We start from the raw sequence: 17,439 nt of genomic DNA on the forward strand, positions 1-17,439 counted from the left end.
TGGGAGGCAAACTGTTGGATGTCAAACAATCCGGCCGCGCGCGGCGGCGCCGCGCCGTGCCGGCCGATCTGGGTCTTCTGCCCGGCCTGATCGGATACCAGGTGCGCCTCGCGCAGCGCGCGATCTTCGCCGACTTCGCCGCAACGGTCGGCGCCGAGGGAATCTCGCCGGGGCTCTTCGGCGTGCTGGTCATCATCGAAGCCAATCCGGGACTGAATCAGCGGCGGCTCGCGGAAGCCGCCCACCTGGACCGTTCGTCGCTGGTACCGGTGATCGACAAGCTGGAAGCCCGAGGCCTGGTCGAGCGGCGCGCTGCCGACCTGCGCAGCAACGGCGTATTCCTCACCGCTGCAGGCGCTGCGCTGCTGCGCAAACTCAAGCGCAAGGTCCAGCAGCACGAGCAGCGGGTCGGCCGGAATCTTTCCGTCCGCGAACAGCGCGAACTCGTGCGCCTTCTGGGCCGCATCCTGCCGGACCGGCGCTAGGTTCGCCGCTCGAGAAAGGAGCTTCAATCATGGCCAGGAAGAAGCTGTTCCGTTCCCGGGGCAAGAAGCTGGGCCTGCCGCCCGGCACGCTGGTCTACCCCGCCGCCGCGCAGCAGACCACTCGCATGACCATGCTCGCCTACGACGAGAACCGGGTGGTCGAGAAGGCGCTCGAGCGGGTAGAGGACTGCCTGCCCTTCAAGGACCGCAATACGGTCACCTGGATCAACGTCGACGAAATTGCCCAGCCCGGAGCGCTGGAAGCTTTCGGGCGGGTGATGGATTTCCACGCGCTGATGCTCGAAGACATCCTCAACACCGATCAGCGCCCCAAGATCGAAGACTTCGGCGACTACCTGTTCATTGTCGCGAAGATGCTGGAGTACGACGCGCTGCGCCAGGAAGTGGTCATCGAACAGCTTTCTCTGGTGGTCGGACCCAACTACGTCATCTCCTTCCAGGAGCGTCCAGGAGACTTCTTCGACCCGATCCGCAACCGCATTCGCAACGCACTGGGCCGCATTCGCAAGCTCAAGGCAGACTATCTCGCTTACACGCTGCTCGACGTCATCGTCGACAACTATTTCCTCGTGCTCGACAAGCTGGGTGAAAAGATCGAACGTCTCGAGGAGATCGTCCTCACCAACCCAAGGCCCGGGACCGAGCAGCAGATTTTCCACTTGAAGCGCGAGCTGATCTTTCTGCGCAAGGCGGCCGGGCCGCTGCGCGACGTCGTCTCGGAGATCCAGAGGCTGGAATCGCCACTGCTCGGCGAGAGCACCGCACCCTTCTGGCGCGATCTGTACGATCATGTCGTGCGGGTCACCGACAGCATCGATGCGTTCCGCGACCTGTTGGGCGGCATGATGGACTCCTACTGGACGACGGTCAGCACCCGTACCGGCAGCGTAATGAAAGTGTTGGCCCTGTTCTCCACCATCTTCATGCCGCTGACCTTCATCACCGGCGTCTTCGGGATGAACTTCAGGAACTTCCCCCAGTTGGAGTGGCCGCACGGTTTCGAATGGTCGCTCGGCCTCATGGCGCTGACCACCGTGGTCATGGTCGCGATCTTCAGGTGGAAGAGATGGCTGTGAGAAACGATGATACGAAGGCGCGAGGCGTGAGCAGCGGCTAGACGCGAGCCGCCCAACGACGCGCCAAGTCCGCCTGCGGCTCTGCGTGCGCCTTCCCTGTTGGCCTGACGCGCGTTGCTCGTCGCCCGTCACTGGTCACCGATCTTCCCCCGGAGGCGCTTTGCGGCCGAGCGCCGCCGCTTTTGCTCCAGGCGTTTCTCGCGCGAAGCGGGTGTGGGCGCGGTCGCAATCCGCGGCTTCGGCCGCCTCGCTGCCTGTTCCAGGAGCGCGTGAAGGCGCTCGAGCGCATCCTGCCGGTTGCGTGCCTGCGAACGGAAACGCTGTGCCTGGATCACCAGGACGCCCTGCGCGTTGATGCGCCTGCCGGCGATCCGCCGCAGCCTCTCCTTCAGGTGCTGAGGGATCGAGCGCGCATGCACGACGTCCACCCGCAGCTCGACCGCGGTGGCCACCTTGTTGACGTTCTGTCCCCCGGGTCCGGAAGCGCGGACGAACTGCCATTGCAGGTCGCCCTCGTCGAGGAGAAAGCGGTCTGGCTTCTTCAAGGGCCTCACTCTCGCCGCTGCAGCTCGAACTTTAGCGCAAACCCTTCGTAGCGGGCCGAGCCGCGCAGCACCGTACCGGCCGCAATCAGCTCGGCGCGGGCAAAGAATTCGACTCCGCGTCGCCGCCCGCAGCGTGCCGTGCGCGCGGATCCGCGGGTCGTATAATCGGGCGCCGGAAAGCCGTCCATGAACTTCTGCAGCAACTGTGGCGCGCCAGTCGTGCAGCGCATCCCCCCCGGAGACACTCTGCCGCGTTTTGTCTGCGAGCGCTGCGGCGCGATTCACTATCAGAACCCGAAAATGGTGGTCGGTTGCATCCCGGAGTGGGAGGACCGCATCCTGCTGTGCCGGCGCGCGATCGAACCCCGCTACGGGTTGTGGACGGTGCCCGCCGGATTCATGGAGAACGGAGAGACGACCGCGCAGGGCGCACAGCGCGAGACGCTGGAAGAGGCCAACGCGCGCGTGGACATCGTGGGGCTCTATGCGCTCTACAACATCCCCCACATCAACCAGGTCTACATCCTGTTCCGCGCCCGTCTGGCGGACCTGAATTTCAGTCCGGGCGCGGAAACGCTCGACGTACGCCTGTTCCGGGAACAAGAACTCCCGTGGAACGAGATCGCCTTCGCCAGCGTGCGCAACACGCTGACCCATTACTTCGCGGATCGGCGGCGCGGCGAATTCCGCTTCCACATGGGAACGATCGAGCCGATGAAGGCGGTCCGCGGCCCTCTTGCCCCCGCCCTCTGGCCTGGCGGCACGCAGGCAGACGACCCCCAGGAGGCCCCGGCCGCCGGTGACAGTGCTGGCTCCGCGCGCGGAGCGGAAGGTGGGCGGTGACGTTGCCTCCGCTCACCGCAGTCTGCGCTTCACCGGAGCGCCGTAGGTCGAAAGATCCGCGTGCGCCGTCAGAGGTTGTAGCCCTTCTCGTTGTGCAGCACGTGGTCGAGCCCCTCGGTCTCCTCGTCCGGCTGCACACGCAGTCCCGTGATCGCATCGCTCACCTTGAGCAGGATCCAGGTGACCACTCCGGACCACGCGGCGGTCGCCGCCACGCCGATGAGCTGCACCAGCACCTGAGTGCCCATCGCCACGTTCTCCGGGTAACCCACGCCGCCGAGGGCGGAGGCCGCGAACACGCCGGTCAGAAGGGTGCCCAGAAGCCCGCCCACGCCGTGCACCGGGAACACGTCCAGGGAATCGTCCACCCCCAGCGAACGCTTCATGAAGTTGGTCGCGAAGAAGCAAGCCACGCCCGCGGCGGCTCCGATCGCGAGCGCGCCGAGCGGTCCGACGAAACCCGACGCAGGGGTGATCGTGCCGAGCCCCGCGACCATCCCGGTCACGATGCCGAGCACCGAGGGTTTGCCGTAGCGCGCCCACTCGCAGAACATCCACGCGAGCGACCCGGTGGCCGCGCCGATATGCGTGACCAGCATCGCCATGCCGGCGGCGCCGTCGGCCGCGAGCGCACTACCGGCGTTGAACCCGAACCACCCCACCCACAGCATGCACGCGCCGGTGACGGACATGGTCAGGTTGTGCGGCGGCATGGGGGTTTCCGGAAAGCCCTTGCGCCTTCCAAGCACCAGCGCGCACACCAGCGCGGCCACGCCCGCGTTCAGGTGAACGACCGTGCCGCCCGCGAAGTCCATGACGCCCATCTGCTGCAGCCAGCCGCCGCCCCACACCCAGTGCGCGACCGGGACGTAGACGAGCAGCAGCCACAGCAGGCTGAACAGCAGCATCCCGGAGAATTTCACGCGCTCCGCATAGGCGCCAATCACCAGCGCAGGGGTGATGATGGCGAACGTGAGCTGGAACATCGCGAACACGGTCTCCGGAATGCTGCCCTTGACCGTCTTGACTTCCACGCCGGCCAGGAAGGACTTGGCGAAACCGCCGTACCACGCGTTGGCGGCACCCCCATCCCCGAAGGCCATGCTGTAGGCCACCGCAACCCAGGCGATCGACACCACGCAGGCGATCGAGAAACACTGCATGAGCACCGAGAGCACGTTGCTCGAGCGCACCAGCCCGGCGTAGAACAGCGCCAGGCCCGGCAGCGTCATGAAGAGGACCAGCACCGATGAGGTGAGCATCCAGGCGGTATTGGCCGCATCGATTTCGGCGGGCTCGGCCGCCCCTGCGAGCGGCGAGTGAAACGCGAGCGGCAACAGCAGAAGAAGGGCTAGAAGCGGAAAAGTGCAGCGACACCTCTTGACAGCGGAAAGGCACTGAAGCAAAGCGTCGCTGCGCTTGTTCTCGCGCGCGGCGCCGACTTTCACGCAGGCGGATTGCGCGCGCATTGCCGGAGCCGTGATCGCGCCCAGCGGGATGAACAATACCTCCGACGGCGTCTTGAGCTTTTTCATGATTCCTCCCAGCGATCTTTTTTGAGCGTCCAAATCCAACGGCGCAAAGCAATTGCCGTTCCGAAATGTCATATACTTGTTTTATATGACGTTTTGCTTTCTGCCAGACACTCGCGCGCTCTATTGTGAGGCATGCGCTCGAAACCGCGCACTGCTTTCGTGCGTCGACTCCGCCCCTGTTCCGGCGCGATGGGAACGGTTCGCGAGCCTTGGACCCAGCGGCAGCGCGCGCTATAGTGCGGCCAGCGCAAGTCTGCGTCTGCGGCGGGCCGCCGCCATCCTCCGATGAGTTCCAGCGCAACGCTGCACAAGGCCGGTTCGACGCAACGCCACACCGACAGGAAGCTCACTCTGGAGCAGGTGCTGTCGGAGCTTGTGGGCGACAAGCTGGTCGGCCGCGAAGAGGCGGATCGCCTGCTGGAGATCCGCAAGCGGCTGCGCTCCGATACCCATCCATTGATCCTGGTCGCGGACCAGAAGTGGAAGGATCCCCGCAATCCGCGCAAGCTGCTGCACCTGGAGAGCCTCACCGAGTGGCTGGCGGGCAAGGTCGGGCTGCCCTACCTGCACATCGATCCGTTCAAGATCGACTTCGCGGCCGTGACCAAGGTCATGTCCAGCGCCTACGCCGCGCGCTTCAAGATTCTGCCGGTGGGCGTGACCAGCAGCGAAGCGGTCATCGCCACCTGCGAACCCTACGTCCGGGAATGGGAAGAGGAGCTGGCGAAGATTCTGCGGCTGCAGATTCGCCGCGTGATCGCAAACCCCCAGGACATCAACGCCTACCTCGTCGAGTTCTACAGCCTCGCGCGGTCGGTCAAGAGTGCAAGCCAGCAGCAGGCGGGCGGTCTTTCGGAAATCACCAATTTCGAGCAGCTGGTTCAGCTCGGCCGCACCGGAAACCTGGACGCGAACGACCAGCACATCGTCAGGCTGGTCGACTGGCTGCTGCAGTACGCTTTCGAACAACGGGCGAGCGACATCCACGTCGAGCCGCGCCGCGAAGTGGCGAACGTGCGCTTTCGCATCGACGGCGTGCTGCATCAGGTCTACCAGATTCCGATGCCGGTGGTGGCCGCGATGACCAGCCGCATCAAGATCCTGGGGCGCATGGACGTCGTCGAGAAGCGGCGTCCGCAGGACGGACGGATCAAGACGCGTACGCCGGACAACGAGGAAGTGGAGCTGCGGCTTTCGACCATGCCCACCGCCTTCGGCGAGAAGCTGGTCATGCGCATCTTCAACCCCGAGGTACTGGTGAAGGATTTCCGCGACCTGGGCTTCTCGGAGGAAGACGGCGCCCGCTGGCAGGAGATCATTTCCCGCCCCAACGGCATCGTTCTGGTGACCGGCCCCACCGGCTCGGGCAAGACCACCACGCTCTATTCCACGCTCAAGCACCTGGCCCGGCCCGACGTGAACGTGTGCACGATCGAGGACCCGATCGAGATGGTGGAGCCCGCCTTCAACCAGATGCAGGTGCAGCACGGCATCGGGCTGGACTTCGCCTCGGGCGTGCGCACCCTGCTGCGCCAGGACCCCGACATCATCATGGTGGGCGAGATCCGCGACCTGGAAACCGCGGAGCAGGCGATTCAGGCGGCTCTCACCGGACATCTGGTCTTTTCCACGTTGCACACCAACGACGCACCCTCGGCCATCACCCGTCTGCTCGACATTGGCGTGCCTCCCTATCTGCTGCCTTCGACCCTGATCGCCGTGATGGCACAACGCCTGGTACGCACCCTCTGCCCGCATTGCGCCGAGCCCTCCGAGCTGAGCGACGAGGCCTGGGAGGCATTGATCGCGCCCTGGCAGGCGGAGAAGCCGAAGCAGGCACGCATCGCCCGCGGATGCCTCGAGTGCCGCATGACCGGCTACCTCGGGCGCGTCGGCATCTATGAAATCATGGCGATGAGCGATCGAATCCGTCCGCTGATTCACGAGCGCGCGGACATGACTGCGATCCGCGAGCAGGCCTATCGCGACGGCATGAAACCGCTGCGCATCAGCGGAGCGCGCAAGGTGGCCGCTGGAATCACCACCGCGGAGGAAGTCATGAGCGTGGCACCCCCGGCGGCAAGCGAGCGCAAGACACCCGCCTCGCCCGGGCGCGCCGAGGCGCCGCGCTGAGGTGCTCGAGTGCCGCGCACCCAGTCGTCCGCTCTCGCCCAGACGCCGAATCACCCGGTTTACGCCTCCCTCACAAGATGAAAAGCACGCTACGCCCCGGGCTCACGTACCGACACCAGTTCAAGATCCCGGAAAGCAAGACCGTCCCGCACCTGTATCCGGAATCGGACATGTTCAGGCAAATGCCGCCGGTGCTCGCCACAGGCTTCCTGGTCGGCTTGCTGGAATGGGCCTGCATCGAGCTGCTGCGACCGCATCTGGACTGGCCGGCCGAGCAGACGCTCGGCACCCACGTGAATTTCTCTCACCTGGCTCCCACGCCCCCGGGCCTGACAGTCACCGTGGACGTCAGGCTGGAAGAAGTCGACGGCCGCCGGCTCGTCTTTTCCCTCGTGGCGCACGATGGCGTGGACACGATCTCCGAGGGCCGCCACGAGCGCCATGTCATCGACGCCGCCAGGTTCCGAGCGAAAGTCGCACAGAAGGCCGAGAAAGCGGGCGTTTCCGGGTGATCGCGCCGCGCCGGGGGGTGGTCGCCCCCTGCCTGGCATCGACCATGCTCTGATCGGGCCATGGCCCTGACTGAGCGATTCGCGCGCGTGCCGGAAAACTTCGCTTGGCGGGATATCGCCTTCAATGCCGTGCTGGCGGCGGTGTATTTCGCCGCGGGCGCGGGCGGACTGAGTCTCGCGCTGTTCCACCCGCAGATCACGACGATCTGGCCGCCCTCCGGGATCGCGCTCGCCGCCCTGCTGCTGTACGGGGTCCGACTCGTGCCCGGCGTGTGGCTTGGCGCATTGGCCGTGAACGTCTGGTCGTCTGCTGACTTCGCCGGCGCGCTGGGCGTGGCCAGCGGCAACACGCTGGCAGCGATGACCGGCGCGATGCTCCTCAGGCGCGTCGGCTTCGACGGGCGCTTGCCGCGACTGCGCGACGCCACGCATCTGCTGGTCTACGGCGTGATGCTCGACCCGCTCGTGGCCGCTTTGCTCGGCCCGGCAAGCCTGTTCCTCTCGGGTTCCCTGCCGGCCGCCGACCTGGCGCAGGCCGTGCCGATCTGGTGGGTGGGGGACGCGCTGGGCGTCCTGCTCGTCGTGCCGCTCATCTTCGCGGTCCCGGCGCTGTGGCGGGAACGCCAGCCCATCGGCCGGCGCGTCGAGGGCGCCTTCCTCGTCGCCGTGCAATCCATGATCGCCGCCATGATTTTCAGCGGCTCGGTGGAACGAATCCTGAACGTCGGCCGGCTCGAATATGTGCTCCTGCCGGTGGCCATCCTGCTCGCCCTGCGCCATCGTCCCGCGTTCACCGCACTGTCCAACGCGATCGTGTTCGCGTTGGCCGCCTGGGGCTCGATGGCCGGACTGGGTCCTTTCGCGTTCGGCGTGGTGGCGGACGGGCCCTTGATCTTTCACCTGGCGGTGGTCACCTTCTTCGCCACGACGCTGCTGGTGAGCGCGGTGGGCGGAGAGCTGGCCCACGCGCTCGCGCACGCGCGCCAGAGCGCGGACCGATTCCAGCGCCTCACCGAGCTGTCTTCCGACTGGTACTGGGAACAGGACGAGCACTATCGCGTTACCTACATGTCGCCGCGCTACAGCTCGAAGAGCGGCCTGCGCATGAAGCCCACACTCGGGCAGACGCGTTTCGAGACCGACAATATCTGGGAGTCTGAGGAGCAGAAGCGAAAACATCGCGAGGACCTCGACGCGCGGCGGCCGTTCCGTGACTTGCGGCTGGCGCGCTACGACGAGGACGGCGAGCTGCACCATCTCTCGATCAGCGGTGATCCGGTGTTCGATTCGAGCGGGCGATTCGTCGGCTACCGCGGCATCGGGCGCGATATCACGGCGGAAAAGCGTGCCGAGGCCGCGCTGCGAGCGAGCGAAGAGCGCTTTCGCAGCCTCACCGAGCTGTCCTCCGACTGGTACTGGGAGCAGGACGAGAACCTGCGCTTCACGTTCCTCTCCGGTGGCAGAGAAGACCGCGCCGGGTTCGGCGGCAACGCCTCGCTCGGCAAGACGCGTTTCGAACTGCCCAATATCTTCGAATCCGAGAAAGCGCGACGCGCGCACGAAGAAGACCTGCGCGCCCGCCGACCCTTCCGCGACCTCGTCCTGAAACGCCTCACCCCCGAAGGCGAGGCCCGCTTCGCGCTGATCAGCGGCAAGCCGCTGTTCGACGCCACCGGCCGGTTCCTGGGCTACCGCGGCGTTGGCCGCGACATCACTGCGCTCAAGCGCACCGAGCAGCGCCTGGCGCGGCTGCGCGACTTCTACGCGGCACTGTCCGAGGTCAACGAAGCGATCATCCGCATCCGCGAGCGCGACACCCTGTTCCGCGAAGCCTGCAAGGTGGTGGTCCGGCACGGCGCGCTCGAATTCGCCCGCATCGCGATGCTGGACCCGCGCACCAAGCGCGTATCGACCGTGGCGTTCGGCGGCGACGACCACGGTCTGGCCGGCAAGCTGTATTTCTCGCTCGATCCTGGCGCCGAGGGCGGCAGGGCGCCGTCGGCCGAAGCTTTGCGCAGCGGGCAGCATTACGTGTGCAACGACGTGCGCAGCGACGAGCGCATTTTCTCCCGGCAGTTGCTGATCGACGCCGGCTTGCTGTCGGTGGGCACCTTTCCGCTCGTGGTGGGCGACGAGCCCCGCGGGGCACTGCATCTGTACGCCCGGGAACCGGGGTTCTTCGACGAAGAGCTGATCGCCCTGCTCGACCGTTTGGCGCTGAACTTGTCGTTCGCCCTGGAGAACATCGACCGCGAAGCTGCGCGCGAGCAGGCCGAGCGCGCGGCCGCGGAGCAGCGCCGCTTCTTCGAAAGCATCCTCAATGCGATCGCCAGCCCGATCGTGGTCAAGGGCGAGGATCACCGGTTCGTGGCGTTCAACGATGCCGCAGTGGCCTTTCTCGGCCGACCGCGCGAATGGCTGATCGGCAAGACCGACTTCGACCTGTTCTCCGAAGAGCGGGCGCGCTATTTTCAGCACACGGATGATCTGGCGCTCGCATCGGCCGAGCCGGTCGAGTACGAAAGCGCGTACACGGTCGCCGGCAAGCGGCGCACGATGTTCGTACGCAAGTCCGCTCTGGCCCGCCCTGACGGCAGCCGCGTGTTGGTGTTGGTGATGACCGACGTCACCGAGCGCAGGGCGACCGAAGACGCGCTGCGCGCGAGCGAACGGCGCTTCCGTGACGTGGCCGAAGTCGCCAGCGAGTTTGTCTGGGAGAACGACCGGGAGGGCCGTTTCACCTATCTCTCTCCCAAGGTCGTGGAAGTGCTCGGCTACAGCGCCGAGGAACTGCTCGGTCGCACCCCGGCCGAGCTGATGCCGCCGGGCGAAGAGGAACGGGTGCGCGCCTGGCTTGCTGAGCACATGGATGCGGAGCGGCGCTTCCGCAATCTCGAGCATCAGATCGTCGCCAGGTCGGGCGAGATCCTGTGGATCCAGGTCAGCGGCGTCCCCATGCACGATGAGCAGGGACGCCTTGCCGGCCATCGCGGCACGACCCGCGACATCACGCAACTGAAACGCTCGGAAGCGCGGATCAGTTATCTCGCCACGCGCGATCCGCTCACCGAGCTGCCCAACCGCCTGCTGTTCAACGACCGCCTGGAGCAGGGGCTGATCGGCGCGCGGCGCTCCGGAGACTCGCTTGCCGTGCTGTTCATCGACCTGGACCGGTTCAAGACCATCAACGACTCGCTCGGCCACCACATCGGCGACCTTCTGCTCAAGGAGGTCGCACAGCGCATGGCGGCCTGCATCCGGCGCGGCGACACGCTGGCGCGGCTCGGAGGCGACGAGTTCGTCATCGCGCTGGAGCACCTCAGGCGCGCCGAGGATGCCGCCCAGGTGGCATCGAAGATCGTGCGTTCCCTGTCGCGACCGGTGGAGGTTGGCGGGCACACGCTGAACACTTCGTGCTCGATCGGCATCAGCATCTACCCGATAGACGCCGACGACGCGGTGACGTTGATGAAGAACGCCGACACCGCGATGTACTTCGCCAAGGAGAAGGGGCGCAACAATTTCCAGTTCTTCTCGCCGGATATGAACGTGCGCGCCGTCGAGCGCCACAAGCTCGAAGTGGCGCTGCGCCGCGCGCTCGACCAGGGTGACTTCCTGTTGCTCTATCAACCCCAGGTCGCGATCGAGACCGGCCAGGTGATCGGCGCCGAGGCGCTCATCCGCTGGAAGCATCCCGAGCGCGGCCTGATCGCGCCGAGCGGCTTCGTCGGCGTGGCCGAGGAGTCTGGCCTGATCGAACCGATGGGCCGCTGGGTGCTCAAGGAAGCGTGCAGCCAGGCGCGACGCTGGCGCGAGCAGGGCCTGCCCGCGGTGCGCCTGGCGGTCAACATTTCCGCCCGGCAACTGCTCGATCCCAGGGAGTTCCTGTCCTACGTCAACCGCGTGCTGGACGAGACCGGTCTGGAGCCGCGTCTGCTGGAGCTGGAAATGACCGAGTCCCTGCTGCTCGCCAATGTCGAGGAGAACGCCGCGGTCCTGCACAAGCTGGGCAAGCTCGGCGTGCGCATCGCGGTGGACGACTTCGGAACCGGCTACTCCTCGCTCGCCTATCTGAAGCAGTTGCCGATCGACTCGCTCAAGATCGACAGGACCTTCGTCCGCGACATCGAATCCGACCCGGAAGATGTGGCGATCATCAAGGCCATCATCGCGATGGCCCACGAACTGAAGCTGAAGGTAACCGCGGAGGGCGTCGAGACCCGGGGACAGCTCGAAGCCCTGCGCAAGCTGGGCTGCGACGAGTACCAGGGTTACCTGCTCTCGAAACCCGTGCCCGGCGAAGAGTTCGCGGCTCGCTTCCTGTCGCAGAAGGGGCTCGACGTCGCTACCTAGCTCGAGAAGCGCCCACCGCGGAGGACAAAGAACCTTCCCGTCGGATAATTCGTCGCCAGGAAAACCAGTGGTTCGCTGACATGGGCGAGATGCCAGCCGTCCGTCAGCGCCTTCTCCCGTCGTCCTTTGCGTTACTCCGCGTCCTCTGCGTCCTCCGCGGTGAGAGTTTGTCTTTCTAGCGGACCAAGGCGCGCATGGCGCGTTCGAGACCCTCGAGCGTGAGTGGGTACATGCGCCCGTCCATCAGCTTCTTCACCATTCCGATCGACTCGTAATAGTCCCAGCGCTCCTCGGGCACGGGATTGAGCCAGGCGGCCCTCTGGTAGACGTCGAGCAGCCGGCACAGCCACACCGACCCGGGCTCTTCGTTGTGATGCTCGATGCTGCCGCCCGGATGGGCGATCTCGTAGGGGCTCATCGCCGCGTCGCCCACGAACACCAGGCGGTAGTCGTGGCCGTACTTGTGCAGCACGCTCATCGTCGGGATGCGCTCGGTGTGCCGGCGGCGATTGTCCCTCCAGACTGTTTCGTACAGGAAGTTGTGGAAGTAGAAATATTCCAGGTGCTTGAACTCGGCGCGCGCGGCGGAAAACAGTTCTTCGCACACTCGCACGTGGTCCTCCATCGACCCGCCGACGTCCAGAAACAGCAGCACCTTCACCGCGTTGTGTCGCTCGGGAATCATCTTCAGGTCCAGGTAGCCGGCGTTCTTCGCCGTTGAGCGGATCGTCGCGTCGAGGTCGAGTTCCTCCGCCGCGCCCTCGCGGGCAAAGCGGCGCAGCCGCCGCAGCGCGACCTTGATGTTGCGCGTGCCCAGCTCGACCGCGTCGTCCAGATTGCGAAACTCGCGACGGTCCCAGACTTTCACCGCCCTGCGGTTGCGCGAGCTTTCCTGTCCGATGCGGATGCCCTCCGGGTTGTATCCGTACGCGCCGAACGGCGAGGTGCCGGCCGTGCCGATCCACTTCGAACCGCCCTGGTGCGGGTCTTTCTGCTCTTCCAGCCGCTTGCGCAGCGCCTCCATGAGCTTTTCCCAGCCGCCCATGGACTCGACGAGCTTCTTGTCTTCTGCGGACAGCACCAGTTCCGCCTGACGGCGCAGCCACTGCGCCGGGATCTCCACCAGCCATTGCGCGGGTATGGACTCCACGCCCCGAAAATACTCGGCGAAGGCCCGGTCGAACTTGTCGTAGTTGGCTTCGTCCTTCACCAGCGAGGTGCGCGCAAGGTGGTAGAACTCGTCCAGGCTGTTGAAGGCCAGGTGCGCCGCCATTCCCTCCAGCAGGGTCAGGTACTCCCTGACCGACACTGGCAGGTTGCGCTGCTTCAGCAGCAGGAAGAAATCGGCAAGCAAAGGCTGTTCTTTCGACCCAAGGGCCGCGAGGGCACGCTAGCGCGCGTGACGCGAGAGAAACACCAGCCGTTCGAACAGGTGCACGTCCTGCTCGTTCTTGAGCAGCGCGCCGGCCAGCGGCGGCAGCGTCTTGCGCTCGTCCTTCGAGCGCAGTGCCTCGGGCGGAATGTCTTCCGCCAGAAGAAGCTTCAGCCAGTCCAGCAGTTCGGAGGTCGAAGGCTTCTTCTTCAGTCCTGGAACCTCGCGCAGGTCGAAGAACGCCTCCAGCGCCTCGCGCAGCAGGGTTCGCTTCAACCCGGGGAAGTGGACTTCGACGATCCTCTGCATCGTCTCCCGGTCGGGAAAGCGGATGTAGTGGAAGAAGCAGCGACGCAGGAAGGCATCCGGCAGCTCCTTCTCGTTGTTGCTGGTAATGATGACCGTGGGGCGATGCTTCGCGCGGATGAGCCGGCGCGTCTCGTAGACATAGAATTCCATCCGGTCGAGTTCGCGCAACAGATCGTTCGGGAATTCGATGTCGGCCTTGTCGATTTCGTCGATCAGGACGACCGCCGGAACCTCCGAATCGAACGCTTCCCAGAGCGGGCCGCGCACGATGTAGTTGGCGATGTCGTGCACCTTCTCTTCGCCCAGCTGCGAGTCGCGCAGCCGCGACACAGCGTCGTACTCGTACAGGCCCTGCTGCGCCTTGGAGGTGGACTTGATGTGCCACTGGATCAGCGGCCGCCCGAGCGCCTTCGCCACTTCGATCGCCAGCATGGTCTTGCCCGTGCCCGGTTCGCCTTTGATGAGCAGCGGGCGCTGGAGGGCGATCGCGGCGTTCACCGCCATCTTCAGATCGTCGGTAGCAACGTAGGTATCGGTTCCGCTGAATCTCATGGGCTCGCCGGGTCAGTGGACGGACCGCGATTATACGAGGCGGGCGCGGGTCGCCTGCGCCTTTGTCGCCAATCGAGCCCGCGCCGTGTCAGCGGCCCGGGAGATCTCTTTTTCGGTCGGTCATAATGTATCGGGAGGTGTCGGACCGGGGCCGGAAAAGCGGGAGGAGACCGCCGGAAGGGCGCCGCGCGCGCTGAACAGGGAAGATCCTCGGGCCGTCGACCGCCAGCGGGCCGCTGGAGGGATTCGCTCCGGCTCGGCGTCATCCGTCGACGATGCCCGGCGAAGCGCCTCCGCCAGCACCCTGACGTCGCCCTGCGGGTCGCGCTAGACTGCGCCGGAACTTCGTCTCGCCGCGCCTGGAGAGCTTCCACATGCCAAGACTGAACGCGAACCTGTCGATGATGTTCACAGAGGTCGGTTTTCTGGACCGCTTCGGCGCGGCTGCGCGCGCCGGATTCAAGGGCGTGGAATTCCTGTTCCCCTACGAATTCCCGGCTGCCCAGATCCGCGAGCAGCTCGACCGGCACCGGCTGCAAATGGTGCTGTTCAACATGCCGCCGGGCGACTGGAACGCCGGTGACCGGGGTCTGGCCTGCGACCCGGGGAAAGTCGCGCAATTTCAGGACGGCGTGGCTCAAGCGCTGGAATACGCGCGCGCGCTGGGCTGCCGGCGGCTCCACTGCATGGCCGGTCTGAAGCCGCGTGGCGTCTCCGAGGAGAAGATGCGCGAGACCTACATCGCGAACCTGCAGTTCGCCGGCCGCGAACTCGCGAAGCACGACATCACGCTCCTGATCGAGGCGATCAACACCCGCGACATCCCCGGCTTCTATCTGAACTACTCGCGCCAGGCCTTCGACATCATGCATTACGCCGGCGTGCCGAACCTGAAGTTCCAATACGACATCTATCACATGCAGATCATGGAGGGCGATCTCGCGCCCACCATCGAGAAACACCTGGACAAGATCGGGCACATGCAACTGGCCGACACGCCGGGACGGCACGAGCCGGGCACCGGCGAGATCAACTACGGCTTCCTGCTGCCATTCATCGATCGCGTCGGATACCAGGGCTGGATCGGCTGCGAGTATCGGCCCGCGGGCAGGACCGAGGAGGGTCTCGCCTGGACCCGGCCTTATCTATAAGAACGGCAACTCTCACCGCGAAGGACGCAGAGGACGCAGGGGAAAGACGAGTTATGCAATGAGACGTCAGATTACGCAAGCGTCCTTGGACGCGAAAAGATCAGGAGACGTCAGTTCATTTCGTGCTTGCACATTTCAGAGTCTGGTTGTCTCCTCCGCGTCCTCTGCGTCGTTCGCGGTGAGAGCCTAGTCAAGGAGAAGACAAATGAACGTGGGATTCGTGGGATTGGGCATCATGGGCAAGCCCATGGCAGGTCATCTGATCCAGGGCGGCCATACGCTGTACCTGTATTCGCGCAGCGGTGTTCCCCAGGAGCTCACCGCCGCCGGCGGCAAGGCGTGCGCCTCGGCAAAAGAGGTGGCGCAGAAATCCGAAGTGGTGATCACGATGGTGCCGGACACGCCGGACGTCGAGAAGGCGCTCTTCGGCAAGGACGGCGTGGCGGAGGGACTGGCCGCCGGAAAGATCGTGGTGGACATGAGTTCCATCTCGCCCATCGCCACCCAGGATTTCGCCGCGCGCGTGCGCAAGCTGGGCGCGGACTACGTGGATGCACCCGTGTCCGGCGGGGAAGTCGGCGCCAGAAACGCATCCCTGACCATCATGGTCGGAGCCGCCGAGAAGACTTTCCAGAAGGTCAAGCCGCTGTTCGAACGGATGGGCAAGAACATCACGCTGGTGGGCGAGGTCGGCGCCGGCCAGGTATGCAAGGTCGCCAACCAGATCATCGTCGCGCTCAATATCGAAGCGGTCGCCGAGGCGCTGCTGCTCGCCTCGAAGGCCGGGGTGGACCCGGCGAAGGTGCGGCAGGCCCTGATGGGCGGCTTCGCCTCTTCCCGCGTGCTGGAGGTGCATGGCGAGCGCATGATCAAGCGCACCTTCGAGCCGGGTTTTCGCATCGAACTGCACCAGAAGGATCTCAACCTCGCCCTGTCCTCGGCGCGCGCGCTCGGCATGAGCCTGCCCAATACCGCGACGGCACAGGAACTGTTCAACGCCTGCCTGGGAATGGGCGGCGGCAAATGGGACCACTCCGCGATGGTCAAAGCCCTCGAGGCGCTGGCCAGCCATCCCGTTTCGAAATAGCGACACTCACCGCAGAGCACGCAGAAGGCGCGGTGAAAAAGACAATGCTTGTATGCAAGTCAGCATGTGACGGAGCCCGCAAGCGCGCGCGACTTCGGAAGGACCTTGCGCACTCCTTCGTGCCCTCGTGGTCCGCTCTCGAGGTCTTCCTCTGCGTCCCCCGCGCGGGCGCTTGAATCAGCCGAATGATCAGCGATCCGAGACAACTGCTGAGGCAGATGTTCGAGGCGGCGATCGCGGCGGCGCTGCCGGAGAAGTCGCTGCCGAAGTACCTGCCCAAACCGCCCAGGGGCCGCACGATCGTGGTCGGTTGCGGCAAGGCGGCAGCCTCGATGGCCAGGGCGGTCGAAGACCACTGGCCCGGCGAACTGCAGGGACTGGTCGTCACCCGTTACGGCCACCGCGTGCCGACCCACCGCATCGAGGTCGTGGAAGCCGCGCACCCCGTGCCCGACCTCGCGGGCGTCGAGGCAGCGGAGCGCATTCTCGCGATGGTGCGTGGATTGACAGAGCACGACCTGGTGCTGTTCCTGGTCTCGGGCGGCGGTTCCGCCCTGCTCTCGCTCCCCGCCCCCGGCATCACGCTGGTCGACAAGCAGGCGATCAACAAGGCACTGCTGAAAAGCGGCGCGAACATCGCCGAGATGAACTGCGTGCGCAAGCATCTGTCCGCGGTCAAAGGGGGAAGGCTGGCCGCGGCCGCACACCCCGCACGGGTGCTGACGCTGGCGATTTCCGACATTCCGGGCGACGATCCGGCGGTGATCGCGTCCGGTCCGACCGTGGCCGATCCAAGCACGTTCGCCGATGCGCTGGCCATCCTGGAGAAGTACGGCATCCGCGAGCCGCTGAGCGTGATCAACCATCTGCGCGCCGCACAAGACGAGACGCCCAAACCCGGCGACCCGCGGCTGGCGCGCACGCAGCTGCACATGATCGCCACGCCGCAGATGTCGCTCGAGGCGGCCGCGGCGGTGGCGCGCAAGGCCGGCGTCGCGCCGGTGATCCTCGGCGACGCCATCGAGGGCGAAGCGCGCGAAGTGGCGCTGGTTCACGCCGGCATCGCGCGGCAGGTCAGGCGCCACGGCCAGCCCGCCGCACCGCCGTGCGTGCTGCTCTCTGGGGGCGAAACCACGGTAACCGTGCGTGGCAACGGCCGCGGCGGCCGCAACGTGGAATTCCTCCTCGCGCTGGCGATCGCTCTCGACGCAGAGGAGGGCATCTGGGCCCTGGCGGGGGATACCGACGGCATCGACGGCACCGAGGACAGCGCCGGCGCCATCGTGGCGCCGGACTCGTTGCGGCGCGCCGCCGCGCTCGGGATGGACGCCAAGGCGATGCTGGCGAATAATGACGGCTACGGCTTCTTCTCCCGGCTCGGCGATCTGGTGATCACCGGTCCGACGCTGACCAACGTCAACGACTTCCGCGCCATCCTGATCGATCGCGCTCGCTGAGCACTTCG

Annotated in this window: 13 protein-coding genes and 1 pseudogene; 9 read left to right on the top strand and 5 right to left on the bottom strand. The window is 65.7% G+C overall.

Features of this window, described 5'->3' with window-relative positions:
* Positions 1 to 14 precede the first annotated feature (14 nt).
* Both VNM24_07610 and corA read left to right on the top strand, forming a co-directional pair.
* Positions 15 to 485: a MarR family transcriptional regulator gene (locus VNM24_07610; GenBank protein HWQ38465.1), complete on the top strand. Its 471-nt coding sequence runs from the start codon at positions 15 to 17 to the stop codon at positions 483 to 485.
* A gap of 29 nt (positions 486 to 514) precedes the next feature.
* On the top strand, positions 515 to 1,582 hold the full coding sequence (gene corA, locus VNM24_07615; protein HWQ38466.1) for a magnesium/cobalt transporter CorA: 1,068 nt from the start codon (positions 515 to 517) through the stop codon (positions 1,580 to 1,582).
* Positions 1,583 to 1,710: 128 nt separating this feature from the next.
* Here corA and arfB read toward each other — a convergent pair whose 3' ends face one another.
* Together arfB and VNM24_07625 are read right to left on the bottom strand one after the other, a co-directional pair.
* Positions 1,711 to 2,127, bottom strand: coding sequence for an alternative ribosome rescue aminoacyl-tRNA hydrolase ArfB (arfB, locus tag VNM24_07620; GenBank protein ID HWQ38467.1), 417 nt, complete (start codon positions 2,125 to 2,127; stop codon positions 1,711 to 1,713).
* 5 nt (positions 2,128 to 2,132) lie between these two features.
* Positions 2,133 to 2,315 carry a hypothetical protein gene (locus VNM24_07625; GenBank protein HWQ38468.1) on the bottom strand — a complete coding sequence of 61 codons (183 nt, stop codon included), beginning with the start codon at positions 2,313 to 2,315 and terminating at the stop codon, positions 2,133 to 2,135.
* On the opposite strand from VNM24_07625, the pseudogene VNM24_07630 reads away from it, so the two are divergent.
* Positions 2,314 to 2,835: pseudogene (locus tag VNM24_07630) on the top strand (NUDIX hydrolase). The gene VNM24_07625 and the pseudogene VNM24_07630 overlap by 2 nt on opposite strands.
* Before the next feature lie 203 nt (positions 2,836 to 3,038).
* Here VNM24_07630 and VNM24_07635 read toward each other — a convergent pair.
* Complete coding sequence (locus VNM24_07635) at positions 3,039 to 4,505, bottom strand: ammonium transporter (protein ID HWQ38469.1); 1,467 nt, start codon at positions 4,503 to 4,505, stop codon at positions 3,039 to 3,041.
* A gap of 285 nt (positions 4,506 to 4,790) precedes the next feature.
* Between VNM24_07635 and VNM24_07640 the strand changes: the two genes are divergently transcribed.
* The 3 genes from VNM24_07640 (at position 4,791) to VNM24_07650 (ending at position 11,503) form a co-directional block, all read left to right on the top strand.
* Complete coding sequence (locus tag VNM24_07640) at positions 4,791 to 6,638, top strand: GspE/PulE family protein (GenBank protein ID HWQ38470.1); 1,848 nt, start codon at positions 4,791 to 4,793, stop codon at positions 6,636 to 6,638.
* Positions 6,639 to 6,715: 77 nt separating this feature from the next.
* On the top strand, positions 6,716 to 7,150 hold the full coding sequence (locus VNM24_07645) for a thioesterase family protein (protein ID HWQ38471.1): 435 nt from the start codon (positions 6,716 to 6,718) through the stop codon (positions 7,148 to 7,150).
* A gap of 60 nt (positions 7,151 to 7,210) precedes the next feature.
* Positions 7,211 to 11,503 (top strand): EAL domain-containing protein, encoded by a 4,293-nt coding sequence (locus tag VNM24_07650; protein HWQ38472.1) that lies wholly within the window; start codon positions 7,211 to 7,213, stop codon positions 11,501 to 11,503.
* Positions 11,504 to 11,678: 175 nt separating this feature from the next.
* On the opposite strand, the gene VNM24_07655 is transcribed toward VNM24_07650, so the two are convergent.
* On the bottom strand, positions 11,679 to 12,857 hold the full coding sequence (locus VNM24_07655; protein ID HWQ38473.1) for a VWA domain-containing protein: 1,179 nt from the start codon (positions 12,855 to 12,857) through the stop codon (positions 11,679 to 11,681).
* Positions 12,858 to 12,893: 36 nt separating this feature from the next.
* Positions 12,894 to 13,736, bottom strand: coding sequence for a MoxR family ATPase (locus VNM24_07660; GenBank protein ID HWQ38474.1), 843 nt, complete (start codon positions 13,734 to 13,736; stop codon positions 12,894 to 12,896).
* 374 nt (positions 13,737 to 14,110) lie between these two features.
* Between VNM24_07660 and otnI the strand changes: the two genes are divergently transcribed.
* The 3 genes from otnI (at position 14,111) to VNM24_07675 (ending at position 17,431) form a co-directional block, all read left to right on the top strand.
* Positions 14,111 to 14,887: a 2-oxo-tetronate isomerase gene (otnI, locus tag VNM24_07665; GenBank protein HWQ38475.1), complete on the top strand. Its 777-nt coding sequence runs from the start codon at positions 14,111 to 14,113 to the stop codon at positions 14,885 to 14,887.
* Positions 14,888 to 15,092: 205 nt separating this feature from the next.
* Positions 15,093 to 15,974 (top strand): 2-hydroxy-3-oxopropionate reductase, encoded by an 882-nt coding sequence (locus tag VNM24_07670; protein ID HWQ38476.1) that lies wholly within the window; start codon positions 15,093 to 15,095, stop codon positions 15,972 to 15,974.
* A 185-nt stretch (positions 15,975 to 16,159) separates the two neighbouring features.
* Positions 16,160 to 17,431: a glycerate kinase gene (locus tag VNM24_07675; GenBank protein HWQ38477.1), complete on the top strand. Its 1,272-nt coding sequence runs from the start codon at positions 16,160 to 16,162 to the stop codon at positions 17,429 to 17,431.
* Positions 17,432 to 17,439 lie beyond the last annotated feature (8 nt).

Source organism: Burkholderiales bacterium (genome assembly GCA_035560005.1).
Lineage (GTDB): Bacteria > Pseudomonadota > Gammaproteobacteria > Burkholderiales > Eutrophovitaceae > DASRFY01.

Coding starts and splice junctions, on each gene's coding strand:
- corA (HWQ38466.1), top strand. CDS start 515: ATGGCCAGGAAGAAGCTGTTCCGTTCCCGGGGCAAGAAGCTGGGCCTG.
- VNM24_07625 (HWQ38468.1), bottom strand. CDS start 2,315: ATGGACGGCTTTCCGGCGCCCGATTATACGACCCGCGGATCCGCGCGC.
- VNM24_07635 (HWQ38469.1), bottom strand. CDS start 4,505: ATGAAAAAGCTCAAGACGCCGTCGGAGGTATTGTTCATCCCGCTGGGC.
- VNM24_07640 (HWQ38470.1), top strand. CDS start 4,791: ATGAGTTCCAGCGCAACGCTGCACAAGGCCGGTTCGACGCAACGCCAC.
- VNM24_07645 (HWQ38471.1), top strand. CDS start 6,716: ATGAAAAGCACGCTACGCCCCGGGCTCACGTACCGACACCAGTTCAAG.
- VNM24_07650 (HWQ38472.1), top strand. CDS start 7,211: ATGGCCCTGACTGAGCGATTCGCGCGCGTGCCGGAAAACTTCGCTTGG.
- VNM24_07660 (HWQ38474.1), bottom strand. CDS start 13,736: ATGAGATTCAGCGGAACCGATACCTACGTTGCTACCGACGATCTGAAG.
- otnI (HWQ38475.1), top strand. CDS start 14,111: ATGCCAAGACTGAACGCGAACCTGTCGATGATGTTCACAGAGGTCGGT.
- VNM24_07670 (HWQ38476.1), top strand. CDS start 15,093: ATGAACGTGGGATTCGTGGGATTGGGCATCATGGGCAAGCCCATGGCA.
- VNM24_07675 (HWQ38477.1), top strand. CDS start 16,160: ATGATCAGCGATCCGAGACAACTGCTGAGGCAGATGTTCGAGGCGGCG.